General features: G+C 37.9%; 21 protein-coding genes. 3 read left to right on the top strand and 18 right to left on the bottom strand.

What is annotated here, in order from left to right; genetic code table 11:
• The first annotated feature begins 1 nt into the window (after position 1).
• Complete coding sequence (locus NSQ77_RS06285) at positions 2-1,132, top strand: Ger(x)C family spore germination protein (RefSeq protein ID WP_339229645.1); 1,131 nt, start codon at positions 2-4, stop codon at positions 1,130-1,132.
• Between the two features lie 57 nt (positions 1,133-1,189).
• Here the strand turns inward: NSQ77_RS06285 and NSQ77_RS06290 are convergent, their stop codons facing one another.
• From NSQ77_RS06290 to cyoE, 5 genes are all read right to left on the bottom strand, one after another.
• Positions 1,190-2,221 carry an SPFH domain-containing protein gene (locus NSQ77_RS06290; protein WP_339229646.1) on the bottom strand — a complete coding sequence of 344 codons (1,032 nt, stop codon included), beginning with the start codon at positions 2,219-2,221 and terminating at the stop codon, positions 1,190-1,192.
• 46 nt (positions 2,222-2,267) lie between these two features.
• Entirely contained in the window at positions 2,268-3,059 is a 792-nt protein-coding gene (locus NSQ77_RS06295; RefSeq protein ID WP_339229647.1) for a TPM domain-containing protein, read from the bottom strand.
• Complete coding sequence (locus NSQ77_RS06300) at positions 3,056-4,084, bottom strand: TFIIB-type zinc ribbon-containing protein (protein ID WP_339229649.1); 1,029 nt, start codon at positions 4,082-4,084, stop codon at positions 3,056-3,058. The genes NSQ77_RS06295 and NSQ77_RS06300 overlap by 4 nt, the downstream gene beginning before the upstream one ends.
• A 56-nt stretch (positions 4,085-4,140) precedes the next feature.
• Positions 4,141-4,920, bottom strand: a complete 780-nt coding sequence (locus NSQ77_RS06305; protein ID WP_339229651.1) for a PspA/IM30 family protein — start codon at positions 4,918-4,920, stop codon at positions 4,141-4,143.
• Between the two features lie 370 nt (positions 4,921-5,290).
• On the bottom strand, positions 5,291-6,190 hold the full coding sequence (gene cyoE, locus NSQ77_RS06310) for a heme o synthase (protein ID WP_339229653.1): 900 nt from the start codon (positions 6,188-6,190) through the stop codon (positions 5,291-5,293).
• 176 nt (positions 6,191-6,366) lie between these two features.
• Between cyoE and moaC the strand changes: the two genes are divergently transcribed.
• Positions 6,367-6,858 carry a cyclic pyranopterin monophosphate synthase MoaC gene (gene moaC, locus NSQ77_RS06315; protein WP_339229655.1) on the top strand — a complete coding sequence of 164 codons (492 nt, stop codon included), beginning with the start codon at positions 6,367-6,369 and terminating at the stop codon, positions 6,856-6,858.
• Between the two features lie 41 nt (positions 6,859-6,899).
• Here the strand turns inward: moaC and modB are convergent, their stop codons facing one another.
• From modB to NSQ77_RS06335, 4 genes are read right to left on the bottom strand one after another with little or no spacing between them, the layout of a single operon-like run.
• Complete coding sequence (gene modB, locus NSQ77_RS06320; RefSeq protein WP_339229657.1) at positions 6,900-7,559, bottom strand: molybdate ABC transporter permease subunit; 660 nt, start codon at positions 7,557-7,559, stop codon at positions 6,900-6,902.
• A gap of 10 nt (positions 7,560-7,569) precedes the next feature.
• A complete protein-coding gene (gene modA / locus NSQ77_RS06325) occupies positions 7,570-8,349 on the bottom strand; it encodes a molybdate ABC transporter substrate-binding protein (protein WP_339229659.1) in 780 nt (259 codons plus the stop codon).
• A 6-nt stretch (positions 8,350-8,355) separates the two neighbouring features.
• A complete protein-coding gene (locus tag NSQ77_RS06330) occupies positions 8,356-8,868 on the bottom strand; it encodes a MogA/MoaB family molybdenum cofactor biosynthesis protein (protein ID WP_339229661.1) in 513 nt (170 codons plus the stop codon).
• A 17-nt stretch (positions 8,869-8,885) separates the two neighbouring features.
• Positions 8,886-9,482 (bottom strand): molybdenum cofactor guanylyltransferase, encoded by a 597-nt coding sequence (locus tag NSQ77_RS06335; protein ID WP_339229663.1) that lies wholly within the window; start codon positions 9,480-9,482, stop codon positions 8,886-8,888.
• A gap of 122 nt (positions 9,483-9,604) precedes the next feature.
• Here NSQ77_RS06335 and NSQ77_RS06340 point away from each other — a divergent pair, with 122 nt between their 5' ends.
• Positions 9,605-10,327, top strand: coding sequence for a Crp/Fnr family transcriptional regulator (locus tag NSQ77_RS06340; protein ID WP_339229665.1), 723 nt, complete (start codon positions 9,605-9,607; stop codon positions 10,325-10,327).
• 204 nt (positions 10,328-10,531) lie between these two features.
• Here NSQ77_RS06340 and mobB read toward each other — a convergent pair whose 3' ends face one another.
• From mobB to narI, 9 genes are all read right to left on the bottom strand, one after another.
• Positions 10,532-11,038, bottom strand: coding sequence for a molybdopterin-guanine dinucleotide biosynthesis protein B (mobB, locus tag NSQ77_RS06345; protein WP_339229667.1), 507 nt, complete (start codon positions 11,036-11,038; stop codon positions 10,532-10,534).
• 36 nt (positions 11,039-11,074) lie between these two features.
• On the bottom strand, positions 11,075-11,308 hold the full coding sequence (gene moaD / locus NSQ77_RS06350; RefSeq protein ID WP_339229669.1) for a molybdopterin converting factor subunit 1: 234 nt from the start codon (positions 11,306-11,308) through the stop codon (positions 11,075-11,077).
• On the bottom strand, positions 11,301-11,774 hold the full coding sequence (locus tag NSQ77_RS06355) for a molybdenum cofactor biosynthesis protein MoaE (RefSeq protein WP_339229671.1): 474 nt from the start codon (positions 11,772-11,774) through the stop codon (positions 11,301-11,303). The genes moaD and NSQ77_RS06355 overlap by 8 nt, the downstream gene beginning before the upstream one ends.
• On the bottom strand, positions 11,767-13,080 hold the full coding sequence (gene glp / locus NSQ77_RS06360; protein WP_339229673.1) for a gephyrin-like molybdotransferase Glp: 1,314 nt from the start codon (positions 13,078-13,080) through the stop codon (positions 11,767-11,769). The genes NSQ77_RS06355 and glp overlap by 8 nt, the downstream gene beginning before the upstream one ends.
• Before the next feature lie 12 nt (positions 13,081-13,092).
• Positions 13,093-14,103 carry a MoeB/ThiF family adenylyltransferase gene (locus NSQ77_RS06365; RefSeq protein WP_339229675.1) on the bottom strand — a complete coding sequence of 337 codons (1,011 nt, stop codon included), beginning with the start codon at positions 14,101-14,103 and terminating at the stop codon, positions 13,093-13,095.
• Positions 14,104-14,114: 11 nt separating this feature from the next.
• Positions 14,115-15,125, bottom strand: a complete 1,011-nt coding sequence (moaA, locus tag NSQ77_RS06370) for a GTP 3',8-cyclase MoaA (protein ID WP_339229677.1) — start codon at positions 15,123-15,125, stop codon at positions 14,115-14,117.
• Between the two features lie 92 nt (positions 15,126-15,217).
• Positions 15,218-16,735 carry a tetratricopeptide repeat protein gene (locus NSQ77_RS06375; RefSeq protein WP_339229679.1) on the bottom strand — a complete coding sequence of 506 codons (1,518 nt, stop codon included), beginning with the start codon at positions 16,733-16,735 and terminating at the stop codon, positions 15,218-15,220.
• Between the two features lie 30 nt (positions 16,736-16,765).
• Positions 16,766-17,242, bottom strand: coding sequence for a hypothetical protein (locus tag NSQ77_RS06380; RefSeq protein ID WP_339229681.1), 477 nt, complete (start codon positions 17,240-17,242; stop codon positions 16,766-16,768).
• Positions 17,243-17,303: 61 nt separating this feature from the next.
• The gene (gene narI, locus NSQ77_RS06385; protein WP_339229683.1) at positions 17,304-17,978 is read right to left on the bottom strand and encodes a respiratory nitrate reductase subunit gamma; all 675 of its coding nucleotides are present in this window, start codon (positions 17,976-17,978) and stop codon (positions 17,304-17,306) included.
• Positions 17,979-17,983: the final 5 nt, after the last annotated feature.

Consider the following 17,983-nt stretch of genomic DNA (forward strand, 5'->3'; position numbering starts at 1 on the left):
ATTGAAGGTATGTCATGCTTTATCAATAGGGATTATTCTATTACTCCTATTAAGCGGGTGCTGGGATGAAAAGGAAATTGGGGAGGTTAATTTCGCTACAGCTATTGGAATCGATTTTGTTGATGGAAACTACGTACTTTATGTGCAAATGATGGACTTTTCCAATGTAGCCAAACAAGAGGGAGCGAAACAATCTGCAGATGCACCATTGTTTGTCGGACAAAGTTCAGGAAAAACCTTTAATGAAGCAATGAATAATTTATATAAAACTGCTCAAGCACCGATTAATTGGGGACAGGTTGGATCTATTATTTATTCGGAATCAGTCCTAGAACAAGGTATCGAAAAGGTCGATCAAGCAATCCGCAGAAACGGAGAGTTTCGATACACACCATGGGTATACGGAACAAAGGAATCCATTAAGAAAATATTTAGCGTTACTGGCTTCTTTCATTTACCACCAATCTACACAATTTTATTTCAGCCCGAGCAAATTTACAACGTATATTCCTATATTGAACCTTTGCGGATGCATCGGTTTATTTCAATATACAATGAACCCGCTGGTACAGCTTTTCTCCCTTCTATATCGATTGACACGAATGCTTGGCAGGAGCTGGCTGCAAAAGAGGATCCAAAAGAAACGTTAAGGATAAATGGGAGTTTCCCAATAGATCAAGGGAAACTTACAGAATGGATGTCCTATGAAGAACTAATAGGTCTAAGATGGATGGACGCTAAAGTCAAAAATACACCGGTTGATATTATCGTGGATGGTGAGCACATAGGAGTAGTGCAAATTACAAGTCCAAAGGCAACCATAAAACAAGTAAATGACGGGGAAGAGGCAACGTTTCAATTCCAGTTAAAAATGAGAGGACATGTTGCAGATCTCGAGGAAAAGATGTCTTCAGAACAAATAGAAAAAATAATCTCGCAGCAAGTTAAAGATGATATTATGCAGACATTTCAAGCTAGTGTAGATAAGGATATTGATGTATATAATTTAAAGCATTGGTTATTTCGTAACGGGATGACTCTTGAAGAAGTCAACAATTATCAACTTTCAATGGATAGTCTTAACGAGATTTCAGTTACAGTTCATGTGGAAAGTAAGGGCGTATATGATTGAAAAGTTTGATACAAACGAAATTCAAAAGAAGCAAGAGAATGTCCCTTGCTTCTAATTTTAGATAAACTTATGCCCACAGTTCGGACAGAAGTTTGTTCCAGTTGTTTTTTGTCCGCAATTCGGACAGAAATTAGGTATTTGCTTATTGCTGGAGTCTTGTTGATTAGATGAATTTGATTGGTTATTCTGATTGAAATTGTTGCTTTGATTTGGCTGTTGCTGCTGCCCGGACTGCTGCCCTGTATTCTGATTCATGTTTTGCATCATTTGATTTGCCATATTCATTCCCATCATCATCCCAGCCATATCAGAGGCTGTACCAGATCCAGAAACCTTACCAGAAGCCATTCCATCTGTCATTTTTATTTGCTGATACTTCGCTACATCGCCAACCATTCCGTGAGAGGCGCTTTTCGTAACCATGTCCTGCACTTCTTTCGGATAATTAAAGCTCATAATATTGAATCCGGTAATTCTCATGCCGTTATCCATAATCTGCATGTCAAGGTCTTCTTTGATTCCTTGTGAAATCTCAAATGCATTCGCCTGCAGGTTGAAGATATCCTTTCCTTCTCGCGTTATCCATTTCATCAGAAGCTGATCAAGGATTGCCGTAATTCGTATTTTTATATCTTCAACCAGATAGCTTTGCTTCACACCAGCAATCTTATCAATCAATGCCATGTAGTCATTTACTTTAAAGTTAAATGTTCCATTGGCACGGATCGGTAGTCCTCCTGGAAGTGTTGGGGTCGGAATGTTAATCGCATTCTTCGTTCCCCATTTAACGGTGAACTCTTTCGTATTGACGAATAGTACTTCTACACGCATACCACTATTAAAACCAAATTTAAATCCTTTTAAGGTTGATAGAAAAGGAATAATTTGGGATTCAATATCATAGTCCCCATCATCTTGAAAAATCCCTTCAATTCGACCACTATTTAAAAAGACAGCATCCTGACCAGGGCGAATAATAAGCTTACTGCCCTTTTTTATTTCACGATTGCTCCATTTCCAAAAAATCATATCATCTCGAAACTCTTCCCACTCCACTACATCTGAGAGCTGGCTTCTAAAAAAAGACATTTAATCATTCCTTTCCTTATATCAATGGTGATATAAAATGGGTGCGCTAGAACTTCCCTCTGCTGCTGCTAAATGAGCGTCCACCGCCAGTAAAGCCGCCGCCACCTCCGCGGCCACCGCCACCCTTATTATTATTTGAAGGCTTTCTCCGTTTGCTAACGGTTTTATTAATAAAAATATCACGTTTACTATTCATGCGTGTATTGTTATCATCAAAATAAGTTCGACTGTTCGTAGTGACCTTGTCACCTGAATTATAGACCATTGATCCTACAATTAGCCCCGCAACAATTACCGCTGCTCCTAATTGAATCCACCATTTAAATAACGGATTTTCAGGATTGACACCGGGTCTAAATTCCATATACCTTGAAGACGTTTCAATAAATGATACAAATGCATCATAGTAATTTTTACTTGATAGATCTGGAGTTATTTTATTTCGCACTAAATCCAGTCTCTCTGCATCTAAATATTCCTCTGCCTTACCGAATCCCATCAACATAACGTCTCTTTCTTTCATATCAAGAGCTAATATTGCAGTATTGCCATGTTGCTGATTATAACCAAACCCATGCTCGTCGTAGAAATCTCCCATATATTTTTCTATATCTTTTCCGTCTGCATCTTCAATTGATAAAATAATAAAATCAGTTTCTTGTTTATCACTATATTCTTGTGCTAATTCTTCAAGTTTCGTCACTTCAGCTTCACTCAATAGATTAGCATCATCATAGATTCGTTGCTTGGATTCCGATGCAACGACTGTCCCCATTGTAACGAAACAGAATACAAATGTCATTATCAAAATAATAAGCTTTGAATAGCGTCTGCTCACCAAAGAACACCTCCAACAGCATAGGAGATAATTTTCAAGGTGACGAATGCAGCTGCAGCAATTCCACCAAACCAGCTAGCTACCTTCCCTAGACTAATTGGTGGTTTCCCAACTATCTTTCCTGTCTGACCGTTCATCGCAAAGGTATGCTCTTGCTTATCAAAATCATAATAAACCATCCAAACAGGTAAAAGAACATAATGTGCTTTTGTTTTTTTCGTACGGATATTTTTACTTTTATAATTTACCGAAGAATATCCACTGATGGTTGAACGAATATAGGAGTCTATGTAGGGCTGTACTTTTGTTTTTACCCGAGAAAACAATTCTTCATCACTAAAATTATATTTTTCTGCAATGTACCCAGCAAGATATGGGGTTTTAAAATCTTTAAACTTCTGATAATTATATGGTTCTAATTTATCCATTAACGTATCATCCAGCTTTTCGGACGCGTCTACAGGAACTTTTACATAGCTTAAATCAATATCACGGTACACATCATAAAATTTCTTTTCCGTATAGATGTAATTTCCCCGCGTATACGTTCTCACTCTCGTTCCAACAGCTTTTACATCTGCTTTACTATCTAAATCATACAACCAAAACGGGACATATAATCCGGTGATTCCCTTTACTCGATCCGCAGTCATAAATCCTTTAGGTGTTAAACGACCATTACGGCACCATTTACGGAAGGCAGCCATTGCTTCTTCCTTACTGATTGTGAAAGGGATAACCTTCGCTGGAGCTAAATCACCTGATAACCGATCTCCCAGTACTACTCCCGCTCCACAGAAGCTGCAATGTGTTGCCGTTGTGTCTGCTTCCGTAATGATAACTGCTCCACAGTTATCACAGTTGTACTGCTTTGCTTCATCTTCAGAAAATGTTGTGGTGATAAATTCTTCAGAGAAGTCTTCAATATTATCTTTTCTTCCACAGCTACCACAGGATAACATCCCCGATACAGCGTCAAATTCCATATCAGATCCGCAGTTTGGACATTTATAATGAATAACCAATGCTATCCCTCCTTCCGATGTATAGGCAGGCTACAGTTTGTACTGTAGCCTGCAAATTATTGTTCTTCAGTTTTTGCTTGGTCCTTCTCGCTTTGCAGCTGCTCTTCACTTTGTATTGGCTCTTCTTCAGTTTGTAATTGTGCTTTCAATGCTTCCAGTTCATCATCAACATTCAGCTGTGCTTTTAATGCAGAGAGTTCACTCTCAACTTGAGCATCTGAATCATATTTAGCAGTTAAATCATTGATATCTTCACCGGCACCTTTATTCAGCTCTGCCATTGCATTTGCCTCATCAAGTGACTGATTGATTTTTGCTTCCATTCGGTCAAAGGCTGACATCGAGCGATTTGCTCCACCCATCGAAGAAGCAAATTCATTTACTTTCTTTTGCGATCTGGCAACAGCAGCTTTTCCTTTTAAAATATTCTTTCTCGCTTCAAGTTCGCCAATATCCGACACAAGCTTGTCATGCATTTGTCTCATCTGCTGAGCATTTGTAGAAGCTAGCTCATGGGAAGTGCTCAAATCCGCTTCTTTTGCTGTGAGCTCTGCTTTCTTTCCAAGGAATTTTCTTGCATCATCTTCATTTCCAGCTTCTAATGCCTTTACAGCGTATTTCTGCATATTTATGATATCTGACTGACACTCTTCAAGCTCACGTTGCGCCCGCTTTTCAGCTGCCATAATGGATGCCGTTTCAGATTTTACTTTTCCTAAATCTTGATTCAAATCTCGTAAGTACTGGTCGATCATCTTCTCCGGATTTTCGGCCTTATCCAACAATGCATTGATGTTACTTGACATAATATCCCTGAATCTTCTTAAAATCTCCATTCCACATTCTCCTCCATTTTTTATGTTAATTTTATTATCTAACAATCTTTCAGACTTATAAAGCGATATCTCGAAAATTAAACGCTTTATTAATATACGAGTGACTTGGATAAAAGTTTCATGTTCGGGGAAAATTTTTGGAAAACTTGGCATTCGTTAAAGAGATTCTTACTAAAGCATACTTTGCTCTATTAGAAGCCCCTCTACTATAGAGTGCAAGTCTTTAGGCGAATGCCTTAATTGCGCTTATACAAATTGGTAAGTTTTATACTTTCTTATTTGCCGAGAAAAACAATGGACTGGATTTAATCATAAATAAAGCTAGTTCAATCAAATTTGAACTAGCTCAGAAGCCAAGGGTAGAAAATTTCTACTGAAACACCGGAAGGGTAACAGCCATAGCCAATAAGAAAATAATCATTAAATAGTTAACCGAAAAGAGAAAGTTCCATTGTGCCCATTTCAAATCATCTTTCACAAAAAATCCGGCGATAGCCAGCACTAACCAACCGATATTAAGAAGCATTGCAATCACAACAAACACCGTTCCTAAAGTTGTTAAAAAAAGTGGAAGCGGTAATAATGCAGCAATATAAATGAACATCTGCCGCTTTGTCATATTAAACCCATAAACAACTGGCAGCATAGGAACTCCAGCGGCACGGTATTCTTCACATTTCTTCATGGCAATCGCAAATGTATGCGGTATTTGCCAAATGAATAGCAGAAGAAACAACGTTAAAGGAACGATATGTACTGCATTATCGACCGCAGACCAGCCAATCAATGGTGTTACCGCACCTGAAACACTGCCGATTACCGTATTTAAGGTGTACCTGCGTTTAGACCACATTGTATATAAAAATACATACGTAAACCAACCAATAAAGGCATACAGCGTTGTTTCCAGATTGATAAAAACGAGCATGATAAATCCGAATACAGTCGTTACAATCCCTGTTGTGAACACTTGTCTCATTGTAAAACTTCCCGTAACGGTAGGTCTTTTTTTCGTTCGATCCATAACAGAGTCAATGTCCACATCATACCAATTATTTAATATTAAGGCGCCTGCCATAACAAGTGTTGAGCCGAAACTTACAAACACGAAATCCAGCAACTGAAAATCCCGCCCCGTAAAATGCAATGCTAAAATATAGCCTGCAAGAACAGGCAAGTAGTTTGCAACTAACACAGTAAATTTAACTAATAATTTCAGATCCTCTAAAAGGGAACTTTTAACAGCATGCGACTCTAACTTTTCCTTCATCAAATCACCTCTTACCATATTGCCACTTTTTAGGTTTTGCTGTTCATTGAATTTACTGCATACTTCCTTTAAACTGATTACAGCGGAAGACTTATTAGATTGATATCACTATCTATCATATAACAACTAATTTCATGTGAACAGCGTTAAAAATATCCTAAAGTCAGGTGACTAAAATGACAAACTTTACACATTTTAATGAACATGGACGAGCAAAAATGGTAGATATCTCTGCCAAAAACGAATCTGCTCGTAAAGCAATTGCACGATCCAGTGTGCAGATGAAACAAGAAGTTTATGAGAATATTACCGAGCAAAAGAATAAAAAAGGGGATGTCCTATCGGTTGCGCAAGTCGCTGGTATTATGGCTGCCAAACAAACAGCCACCCTCATACCAATGTGCCATCCAATTCCAATCAGTGGTGTTGATTTATCCTTTGAATGGAATTCACTTGAAAACAATATGTATGAACTTATTATTGATGCAGAAGTAAAAACGGTTGGCTCTACAGGAGTAGAGATGGAAGCATTAACTGCAGCATCCGTAACTGCACTAACTGTCTATGATATGTGTAAAGCAGTTGATAAGGGTATGATTATCGGACAAACCTATTTACTAGAAAAAAGTGGTGGAAAAAGCGGAGATTTTAAAAGGGCTGAGTCTTAGAATCGGTATCACTACCGATTCTCCCCTATTAAGGCTTCGTTTTATACATCCTTACGCATACGATTAATTACTAATAATAAGACAAAGGAAAAACCAATACTTATTAATACATAATACCAAGCAATCGTTGTAGCATCTGTTTCAATTGCCAAATAAATTGCCGTTGGAATCGTTTGTGTCTTCCCTGGAATATTTCCAGCAAACATAAGCGTTGCACCGAATTCACCCAATCCTCGGGTAAATCCTAGAACAACCCCTGTTAATATCGAACGGATACTTAAGGGAATGATTACCTTTAATAGGGCCATCCACTCCGTTGCACCATCAACCTGTGCTGCCCCAATAATATTCGTGTCAACAGAAAGAAAACCCGTTTTAATGGATTGATACATTAATGGAAACGCAACAGTCATTGCTGCAATAATTGCAGCAGTTGACGTAAATAAAATACTATTTCCAGTTATAATTTCTACCGCTTGTCCAATCCAGCTGTTTTTTCCAAAAATAATAATAAGCAGAAATCCAATCACGGTTGGCGGAAGAACTAACGGCAAAAAGAAAATGGTTTCCAGCACTGCATTTATTTTTCGATCTTTACGAACCACCCAATATGCTAAAACAACTGCCAATAAAAAGGTAAAGACCGTTGCAATGGTGGAAACATAAAAAGATAATTGAACCGGATGCCATGACCATTCCATTTGAATTCACCTACTCCATGATTAGAAAGCCGTATTTACGGAAAATATCTTTTGCCTCGTCCTCTAACACATACTGATAAAAGGCTTCGTGTGCCTGCATTGCTTCAGATTGTTGTTCTTCACTTTCGATGATTGCTGCATAATATTCAATTGTAGCGTGAAGACTCGGGTCAAACCTATCAATTACTGTCATATCATCCCGAGCAATTACATCACTGGCATAAACAATACCAGCGTCAACCGCTCCTTGGCTCACTAATGTAACAACTTGACTGACATCTTTTGTAAATACAAGCATTTGTCTGTCTTGCAGCTCTTTCCAAACACCTATATTTTCCAATACCTCTTTTGCATATGTACCCGCTGGAACTGCATCAGGTGTGCCAACTGCTATACTTCCACCTTGCTGCATTAAATCATCTATAGAATTTAAATTTGCTTGATTCGATTTGATAAGCACAAGCTCATTTTGAAAGATAGCAGTCCCTTCTTGTACCATATCCTGCTCCACTAGTTTATCATAATCTGTTTTCGAAGCAGAAAAAAATAGATCAATTGGTGCCCCCTGTTCGATTTGCTTTCTTAGTGCTCCAGATCCTCCAAAATTATAAGAAATCTTAATTGCAGGATTCTCTTTTTCAAAGGCTTCCTTAACTTCCAATAAACTATCGGTCATGCTAGCTGCAGCAGAAACCGTTAATTCTGCAGTCTTTTCAGATTCTGAATCATTGGCACAACCAGCTAACACTAACAGGAATAATAAAGTCAATATAATAGTCATTTTTTTCATCTGTCATCATCCTAAATCTTTCTTAATTTCCTTCACCATATGTCCGATTTCAGGCAAAATCAAGCGCTCCATTGCTAATGTTACAGCACCTGTTGAACCAGGAATGGAAAAAATCAAGCAATGATTGGCAACACCACAGGTTGCTCGGGATAAAATACTGGCAGTACCAATATCATATTGATAACTGAAATGACGAAAAAGCTCTCCAAATCCTGGGAGATGCTTGTCAAATAAAGGTTCTATTGACTCAATCGTGACATCACGATAGGATATACCAGTTCCGCCATTTACAATTACAGCATCAATTTTATTACTATAAATAGCCTTTTCAACTGTCATCCGAATTTCCTCCCGCTCATCCAGGATGATTTTATATAAAGCAACTTGATGGTTTGCTTCCTTTAACAGTTCCATAATCTTTTTGCCGCTTTTATCCGTATCCTCTGTTCGTGTATCACTGACTGTAACAACTGCAATCGAAATATTTCGTGCCGCGCCTTTTCTATGATTCGTTAGCAACGTGCTCACTCCTCCATTCAATTATCCTCTTGCTTGTTTATCCATTTTTGATAGTCTGTTTGGCGATTAATATTTATAAAAGACTGTTCTTCTTCCATGTTTACATACATTACCATACATTTATCCAAAAGCTTTCTTAATGAGCGATGCTGGTGATCTAATTGATGTTTGATTAACCCCTTGACTGAAGCACGATAAATTGCAATCAGGGGTTGGAGTTTTCCTTTAGCGATTGGGATAATAGCGTCAACGTCTTGATCGATATGCTTCATTAGTGTTCTAAATATAGATTGATTCATAAACGGAACATCAATCGGAATAACAAGATACCATTCGGCTTTCATTTGTTCCATAGCAGTCAAAATACCAGCTAATGGTCCATGTCCCTGATATTCCTCCCTATCCTGAATTATCGTCATTTTTGTTTCACTGGACTGGAAACGATGCTTCAGTTCAGAATTTGTCACCATAACCATTTTTTCAACAATTGGGGTTAAAGCATCCAAGGAATGTTGATAGAATGCTTTTCCATCCTTTTGTGCAAATGCTTTTGGTTCCCCAAATCTTGTTGACTTTCCACCTGCTAATATAATGCCTGCTATTTTTTCATTCACCTTAAAAAAACTCCTTTGCAGTAGAGTTTGTACAAATTTCACAATGTTGTAACCACGCCTCCACCACATCTAATGATAAAATAGATATGATATGGTTTGCATTCAACAAGGAGGCTACTGATATGCGAACAAGTTTATTATTAAATGCACGTCAGAACGAAGATACGATTTCTCCTGAACTGAGAACACTGATGGATTCAATTAGTACGCTTAAAGAAATGAATCAAGATACCTTCCTATTTCACGAAGGTGCAGATGCACATGATATTTATATTATTAAATCAGGACTTGTACAAGTTTCTAAATTAACAGCAGATGGAAAAGAAATGATTCTAAGAATTTGTAAAGACAAAGATATCATTGGTGAATTAACACTGTTTAGTGATCATCCTAAATATTTACTAAGCGCTAAAGTATTACAAGCTGGAGAAGTATTTGTTATTAATAAAAATCAGTTGGAAAAAGCATTAATGACGAATAGTCAATTAACCTTTGAATTTATGAAATGGACGAGTAACCATATGCGTAAATTTCAGTCAAAGATAAGAGATTTATTACTAAATGGAAAAAAGGGTGCTCTCTACTCCACACTCATCCGTTTATCCAATAGCTATGGAACGAAGCAGGTTGATGGCATTTTAATAAATCTGACCTTAACAAATCAAGAATTGGCTAAGTTTATTGCTGCCACCAGAGAAAGTGTCAATCGTATGCTTGTAGAGCTTAGAAAGCTCAACGTAATTTCCATTGATAAATCTGGTAAAATACTCATTAAGGATATTGACTATTTACGTGAACAAATTGGGTGTGAAAATTGTCCGGTTGATATATGCAATATTAATTAATTGAAAAATGCAAGTAAATCTTGCTCTTATTAAGTTTATGATGCTCTTGCTCTTAGTCCTTCGTCTTGTATATGAGGGACTTTTTATCTAAAATGACGATTCTTTTTCATAGCCCTTTTCTTCCCTATCCTAGTAAGCTTTCTCGGCTGATTGCTGAGTTTCTGTGAAACTCTGGTCCTTGAAAACGATCTAGAACACAAAAAGTTAGATATCCTTATCTTGTCTTTTTTTAAAATCCCATTTCATCCATTCATAAAATTCATCTATCTTCGACGTTTTAAAAACAGGATACATCAGCGGTTTATCGAATGGTAAAGAGGTGATTACTGCTTGTATATTTATTACTTGTTCTAATAGCGAAAAATCTTCTTCACGATTAATGAGAACCACTTTCGGAAAAGGTTCTTTTTTAAAGCCTTCGATAACGAGTACTTCAACGCCCATAAGTTGATAAATAGCAATTAGTTGTTCAACATCCCAGGATGCAGCTGAAAGCTGTAAGATTCCTCCTCCTTCAACCCCAGAGATGAGGGCACCTGCTTGCTTGTGTTTTTCGCTATCCGTATTTTCTAATCCAATCGGGGCACCACCATGACCATGGTGTTTAAGCGATGCCACAGTATGCCCCGATTCACTTAACATTGCTATCATTTCGGAAGCAAGTGTCGTCTTCCCGCTATTTTTAAAGCCAACGATTTGAATGATTTCCATTCAGCTTCTCCTTCGCCGTTTATGCTGTATTCTCTATTACCCACCACTTACTGGTGGAATAAATGCAACCGTATCACCAGCTTTAACAATTTCATCGTCCATTACATATTCTTCATTTACTGCTGTCATTACTTGATCTAATTCAATAAGCTGGTACGTTACTTTAAGGTTATTTTTCAAATCACGAATTGTTGTTTGTTCCTGGTCTACCGTTAATTGATCACTTCCTGCCTTTTCTTGTAAATGGGCAAATAATAATATCTTAATCATGCTTCTCATCCTTTACATCTGGTTTTCCATTGGGATAAGGAACCTTTTCCAATTGGTCACCAATCCAGGTCTCGCCATCTTCCCAATGTTCTTTTTTCCAAATTGGAACGATCTGTTTAATTCTTTCAATTGCATATTCATTCGCCTCATAAGCAGCTTTGCGATGTGGTGAGGAAACAGCGATAACAACCGCGATATCCGAAATATCTAAATGCCCAATTCGGTGTGTAATAGCTACTTTTGTATTTGGCCACTTCTCATTTATTTCTTCTCCAATTTTAGCAAGCATTTTTACCGCCATTGGAACGTAGGCCTGATACTTCAAATAAACCGTTCTTCTTCCTTTTGTCCATTCTCTGACAGCTCCGATAAACGTTGTGATAGCCCCTGCTTCTCTTCGTTCTACTTTTTTTATTACAGCTTCTACTTGAATAGGTTCTTCAACAATCTCAAATAATTCATTCATAGGTGCGCTGTCTCCTTCTTGAATTCACATCTGCTGTAGTAAAACTTTCAAACGTTGTACCTTCTTGATCTTCCAGGAGAATAATAGAAACCTCCATACCCGTTTCATACCCTCTTGTGCCTCCAGGCAATACAATAAGAATATTTGCTTCAGCTAGGGAAGTAACAACATTTGATTTATCTAAGCCAACCGGGGTAGCTACTAATCTCCCAGTTTCATAGGATAAGCGTCCACGAACAAAACGGTCAAACGGGTTCGGTTTTGGAAAGTCTGCTCCAAGGATGGCAACTTCTTTCTTTAAATAAGCTGCTTTTGTCTTTAAAAATGTACGAATAACAGGTCTTGTGTAAAGCTCAAACCCAACATAGCATGCAGAAGGATTTCCGGATAAACCAAACAACAGTTTCCCGTCAATCTCCGCAACTGTTGTCACACTCCCTGGCCTCATACCAATCTTATTAAATAAAACAGAAGCACCTAACTTTTCGTAAATCGCTGGCAAAAAATCGAAGTCTCCAACAGATACTCCACCTGTTGTAATAAGGAAATCTACCTTTTCCAAGCTATCCTTCACTTTTTGATAGCAGGTTTCAAAATCATCATTAAATTGGCCGAAATAAATTGGCTCGCCACCTGCTCTGATAACCTGAGCGTATACCATATAAGCATTACTATTTCTGATTTTGCCAGGTTTTAACGATTCATCAACATCTAATAATTCACTGCCTGTAGCAATAATACCAATTTTAGGTTTTACACTAACCGGAACTTCCTTATAGCCAAAGGTCGCCAAGACGGCAATAATTCCCGGGGTAATATAGGTACCTTTGGAGACAAGCACTGTTCCTTTTGTTGTATCCTCACCAGCAAAGGATATATTATCCCCCGGCTGCAATTTTCGCTTTAACTGGAAATAATCCTTTCCATCCTGTACATATTCCTTCACGGACTCAAACATGATTACTGCATCACAATCGTTTGGAATTTGAGCACCTGTCATGATTCGAACCGCTTCATTGTCACCAACCTGCTCGTTAAATACACTGCCTGCTCCTATTTCACCAATGACTTCAAATGATATAGCATTTTTACTGGAAGCCATTTTAGTGTCTGCTGATTTTACAGCAAACCCATCATATGGAGACCTGTCAAATGGAGGTACGTGATGATCAGCCAGAATAGCATCACCAAGAAAACGACCATAGCTTTCTTCTATCGGTACGTATTCGACCTTGCCGCTTTTTGTAAAATTCATCACTCTAGCCATTGCTTCATTTACTTTAATCGGTTTCCGTCTTTCTACCATGCGTCATCACCTTTATCCTGCTAATTGATTGTAAATTGTTTTCGCTTTTTCAATTGAATCAGTGCCATGTATTAATGTTCTGCCATCCCGAAAGAACACGAGACGATATGATTCGTATTCCAATGACAATAAAAATTGATTATGTTTGACCGGGGCAATTTTCTGTAATCGATGCGCTAGTTCATCGAGGTTTAATTTCTGAGGCGTTCGTATTTGTACCGTATTTCTTCCACAAAGCACCTCCGATTTTGTGCGTGATTCATAGTTTAAATGCGGATAGCTTGGATTTTCACCACATGTCGGACAATCTGCTTTTTTAGCACGATCTACTTTCATCATATGATAATGATTATTCCATAAATCAAATGTCACCAGCTTTGTTCGGCAGGCTTTGTTGTCACCAACAAGCAGTTTTAAGGCTTCTGCCGTTTGATGGGCAACAACCATTTGGACTGCTGGTGAAATAATTCCAACAGAGTCACAAGTGGCTCCGGAGACTGGCATCGTATCCATTAAGCAACCGAGACAAGGGGTCTCATCTGGTAAAATCGTAAAACTCATGCCTGTACTTCCAACACAAGATCCATAAATCCACGGTATTTGCTCTTTATGTGCTAAGTCGTTCAGGATAAATCGCGTTTCAAAATTATCCGTTGCATCGATTAGGATATCCACATTTTTTAATAAAGGAAGAAGTGTCACTGGTGTGGCGTCCATAACATAAGCATCGATAACAACCGAAGAATTAATTTGCTGCAGGCGCTGTTTAGCCGCCATTGCTTTTGGAAGTTGCTCTGTGACCTCCCTTTCGGTATACAATTGCTGCCTTTGTAAATTACTTAATTCGACATAATCCCGATCAATAATCGTCAGCTTTCCTATTCCAGCACGGACAAGGTTTTCCGCATTAGCAGATCCCAATGCACCACAGCCTAAAATGAGTACATGCTTGTTTTGTATCTTCTCTTGCCCAGCTTCACCAATCGGTTTAAAAAGCATTTGTCGTGAATATCGATTTCCCATCATTTTTTCTCCTACCCACCTATATAAGACATCTCAATTTTCTTCTTATGTTTAGCTGATTCTGCTGTCCGCTCATCTGAATATCGATCGGTCCGGCTACTCCATATGTTCCTAATTTCTTCTTTTATTTCTTCATCTGTTTTCTCAGAACGTAACAGTTCACGGAAATCAAAACCATTCCCTGCAAACAGACAGGTGTACATTTTTCCATCTGCAGCAATCCGTGCTCTTGTGCAACTGGAACAGAAGGATTCGGATACAGATGTGATAAACCCAACTTCTGTATTCGTACCACTATAGCGATAACGTTTTGCTACCTCACCTACGTATGCAGGATCAACAGCTTCCATTTTGAAATGTTTGGAAAGCTCTTCGAAAATTTCCTTTTTCGTTATCACTTTACTGAAGTTCCAGCCATTTGACTGTCCAACATCCATAAATTCAATATATCTTAACTGAATTCCTTGTTCCTTAAAATATGCTGCCATTGGAACAATTTCTCCATCATTCATTCCTTTTTTTACGACCATGTTGACTTTTACTTCCAAGCCTACTTCTTTCGCTTTTTGGATACCCTTCAACACACGTTCTGGGCCCACACCACTATCATTAATGGATTTAAATAATGCCTCATCCAATGCATCTAAACTTACATTGACACGTTTTAGACCTGCATCCTTTAGTTTTTCTGCCATGTGAGAAAGCAAGGATCCATTTGTTGTCAGCCCGATATCTTCTAACCCTTCGATGCGCGTCAGCTTTTCAATTAATACAGGCAAGTCTCTCCTCAGTAAAGGTTCCCCACCAGTTAATCGGATTTTTTTTACGCCTAATGCTACAAATAGCGTTGCAATACGTTCTATTTCTTCAAAGCTTAATAGTTGCTCTCTAGGCATGAACGCAAAGTCTCTGCCAAAGATTTCTTTTGGCATACAATACGTACACCTGAAATTACAACGATCGATGACAGAGATACGAAGATCCTTCAATGGCCGACCAAATTTATCTGTTAATACTGTCATTCGGATCATCTCTCCTTCTAAGAACATTATATCTACTATTTATAGTGCGGGTCTGTAACAAATATCACTTTCTTTGAAAAGAATTTACGGAGTTAAAACGTTGCTTTCCTCGTTTGCAGCTTCACGAATTTATCCTCATAAATTCTTAGTTTGTGCGGATTATGATTCCTTGTAAAGAATTCTATGATGCCTGCCAAAGCTTCTTCAAATAACTCCGGCTGATGGACTTTTCCAATGATTTTAAACCCTTTCTCATAACAGCTTTCTGCTTTATTCACATTTTTTTCTTCTTTATTTTCATAACAATATGCTAAGCGAATCAGGGTGAGTCCCTTTTCTTCCTTGCAGTTTGGCAGCGTTTCATAGATTGCTAGTGCTTCGTTATAATAAGAAAAAGCATCTTCTATTTTTTCTTGCTGCAAATAATTAAAAGCGATAGCCTGTAATGTATTCCCATAAGCAATGGATTTTTTCCGTCCCTCTTGTTCCAGTCGTTCCAGAAACTCCTTGAACATCTTAAATGCTTTGTCATAGCTTTTTTCATCGGAATAAATCTTCCCAAGTGCATACAGATATTGCTGCCTGATTCTAGGAAAGGCAGTGGCTAATTTCAATCCCTTCTCTAAATATTTCTTCGCCTCGTTTAATTTAAATATTTTCATCGAAATCGTGCCTATTTTAGAGTAGATATAAACAATCATAAAATGAGTATCATCATAGAAAGTCGTTAATTGTCCTAATGCTTGTTTATAATAATTGATAGCACGAGGGAAACTCCCCATATTTTCATCTATTTCTGCTAGCATCAAAATAGCTTTAGCAATGTCTAAATGATTTCCCTTATATAATTCATCCATGTGCTTGATTGCCTGTGTAAGCGTTTTTCGAGCTTGTTTTAAATCCATGTAAAATTGGATTTCACCAATTTTTAGTAATGTTCGTGCTTCTGCTTCTTTATCTTTTTCCTCTTGGTATGCTTTTAACAATTGCTGATGACATTCCAGCGCTTTCGTGTAATTTTCCATATTGATATATGCATCGGACAATATATCAATAGTTTGAGCAATAATGGGATGTGTAAATGGAACTGCCTTATGAAAATAGCTTAATGCTTTCTCGAGCTGAGTTAAGCCACTTTCCATATTTTCTTCAGCAAGAGCAACTTTGCCCAAACGGCTAAAAATAGCTCCATATGCATAGGCATCCTGATAATTCTTAGAATCTAACAATGCCAATAATTTAGCTAACTCTATTCGAGCATTGGATAGCTGTCCGTAATCACTCTCTAGTGCAGCATAATCAAGGTAAGTGTCAATCACCAATTCAATATAATTGTCCTCGATTTCCTTCGATAATCGAATAGCTTGCCGACTATAATTGCCGCCTTTATCGTAGTTACTTGCTTTTCTGTAATACTTTGCCATAGTGCTTAACATAAAAAATCTCTCTCTGGTGCTATATTCGCCTTTAGATTCCAAAAGTCCTTCCATTTCCTTAATTTTCTCTTTTATTCCACTCGTTGAATCCTTTATTATTTGTTCTCTCACTTTCATACAAAGCGAAAGCATTCCATCTGTTTGTTGTCTGTCCAACTCTAGATTCGTTATCAAATCCTCTACATCCTTTCTCTTTAGCACGAATTATAAAAGTAAATGGATTGCAATCAGGAAAAACAATGCTATCCCTAATCGCAAATGGGTCCTTCTCAATTTCCCTGTTGGCTTTATCAATCTCCACCACCCTGTTACCACCATGAGGATTAAATTAATGAGGGCAAGCAGGCCTACTACCATCTTGCTGTTGTGAAAGGAAAACCCATACCAATGAAGAATCGAAATAGCATGCAATAAAATAAAAACCAGTGCTAAAGTACCTGTCCAGCGGTGAAAGGGCATTACTCTTTTCGATATGTTCACGAATTTAATTTTCATTTTTCGATCAGGTGTGTTGCGAATAGTAGAAAATACAGCGTTCCTTGTCCAATTAAACAAAAATAATAAAAAGCCAATAAGCCCAAATAAAATAGGGGTGCTTAAAGCTGGAAAAGAAAAGTGATTTACAACTTGCCAAACTGAAAGTATTAATAGGATGATATTGAAATAAAACCATTTACTCATCATGACTCTCCTCATATAAATGAAGAGAGCCAGTGTTTAAAAGCTACTCTCTTCTGTTGGTTTACCTTGCAGCCCTGCGTTTATAGATCACATAGCTCCTGCTTAGGTATCTAATCGGGAAACTAAACGCATGGACCAATCTTGTAAATGGCCAAACGGCATATAAAGAGAATGTGCAATAAATATGGATTTTAAACCAGATTGGAACGCTTGCCATTAACTCTGGCTGGACATTGAAAATAAACAGTCCCCGCAGCCATGGCGCGATAGTTGTCCGGTAATCAAAACCCTGCGCATCCACATTAAAAGAAGTCGCAAGTAATCCTGAACCAATGGCAAGGATGATGAAAATTAAGGAAACCCAGTCACTTGCAGATGTTGTAGCCATAATCCGTTTGACACTTATTCGGCGGTAGGTTAATAAGATAATCCCAATAAATGCAGCAATCCCCGCAGGAATTCCAAAAGCAATTGCTACAATGTGATACGTATGCTCAGTTACTCCAAGTGCATTATAAAGCTCGACTGGAATAATCAAGCCTAATACATGACCACCGAATACAAATATAATTCCCCAATGGAATAAAAGCGAACCGATTCTTAACTGTCTTTTTTCAAGAAATTCACTGGATTTAGTCGTCCAGCCAAATTGGTCTTTTTGATAACGATAAATAAGACCGCCAATAAATATAGTTAACACAATATAGGGAAAGATCCCCCACAGTAATAGATCCATTACGC

The sequence above is a fragment of the Oceanobacillus sp. FSL K6-2867 genome, assembly GCF_037963145.1.
Lineage (GTDB): Bacteria > Bacillota > Bacilli > Bacillales > Amphibacillaceae > Oceanobacillus.

What these genes read in the sequence shown, in the direction of transcription:
- moaA (WP_339229677.1), bottom strand. Translation starts at nt 15,125, where the DNA reads ATGACAGTATTAACAGATAAATTTGGTCGGCCATTGAAGGATCTTCGT.
- mobB (WP_339229667.1), bottom strand. Translation starts at nt 11,038, where the DNA reads ATGGAAATCATTCAAATCGTTGGCTTTAAAAATAGCGGGAAGACGACA.
- cyoE (WP_339229653.1), bottom strand. Translation starts at nt 6,190, where the DNA reads ATGAAGGAAAAGTTAGAGTCGCATGCTGTTAAAAGTTCCCTTTTAGAG.
- moaD (WP_339229669.1), bottom strand. Translation starts at nt 11,308, where the DNA reads ATGATTAAGATATTATTATTTGCCCATTTACAAGAAAAGGCAGGAAGT.
- NSQ77_RS06340 (WP_339229665.1), top strand. Translation starts at nt 9,605, where the DNA reads ATGCGAACAAGTTTATTATTAAATGCACGTCAGAACGAAGATACGATT.
- NSQ77_RS06305 (WP_339229651.1), bottom strand. Translation starts at nt 4,920, where the DNA reads ATGGAGATTTTAAGAAGATTCAGGGATATTATGTCAAGTAACATCAAT.
- NSQ77_RS06355 (WP_339229671.1), bottom strand. Translation starts at nt 11,774, where the DNA reads ATGAATGAATTATTTGAGATTGTTGAAGAACCTATTCAAGTAGAAGCT.
- glp (WP_339229673.1), bottom strand. Translation starts at nt 13,080, where the DNA reads ATGGTAGAAAGACGGAAACCGATTAAAGTAAATGAAGCAATGGCTAGA.
- narI (WP_339229683.1), bottom strand. Translation starts at nt 17,978, where the DNA reads ATGGATCTATTACTGTGGGGGATCTTTCCCTATATTGTGTTAACTATA.
- modB (WP_339229657.1), bottom strand. Translation starts at nt 7,559, where the DNA reads ATGGAATGGTCATGGCATCCGGTTCAATTATCTTTTTATGTTTCCACC.
- NSQ77_RS06380 (WP_339229681.1), bottom strand. Translation starts at nt 17,242, where the DNA reads ATGAGTAAATGGTTTTATTTCAATATCATCCTATTAATACTTTCAGTT.
- NSQ77_RS06365 (WP_339229675.1), bottom strand. Translation starts at nt 14,103, where the DNA reads ATGGGAAATCGATATTCACGACAAATGCTTTTTAAACCGATTGGTGAA.
- NSQ77_RS06290 (WP_339229646.1), bottom strand. Translation starts at nt 2,221, where the DNA reads ATGTCTTTTTTTAGAAGCCAGCTCTCAGATGTAGTGGAGTGGGAAGAG.
- moaC (WP_339229655.1), top strand. Translation starts at nt 6,367, where the DNA reads ATGACAAACTTTACACATTTTAATGAACATGGACGAGCAAAAATGGTA.
- modA (WP_339229659.1), bottom strand. Translation starts at nt 8,349, where the DNA reads ATGAAAAAAATGACTATTATATTGACTTTATTATTCCTGTTAGTGTTA.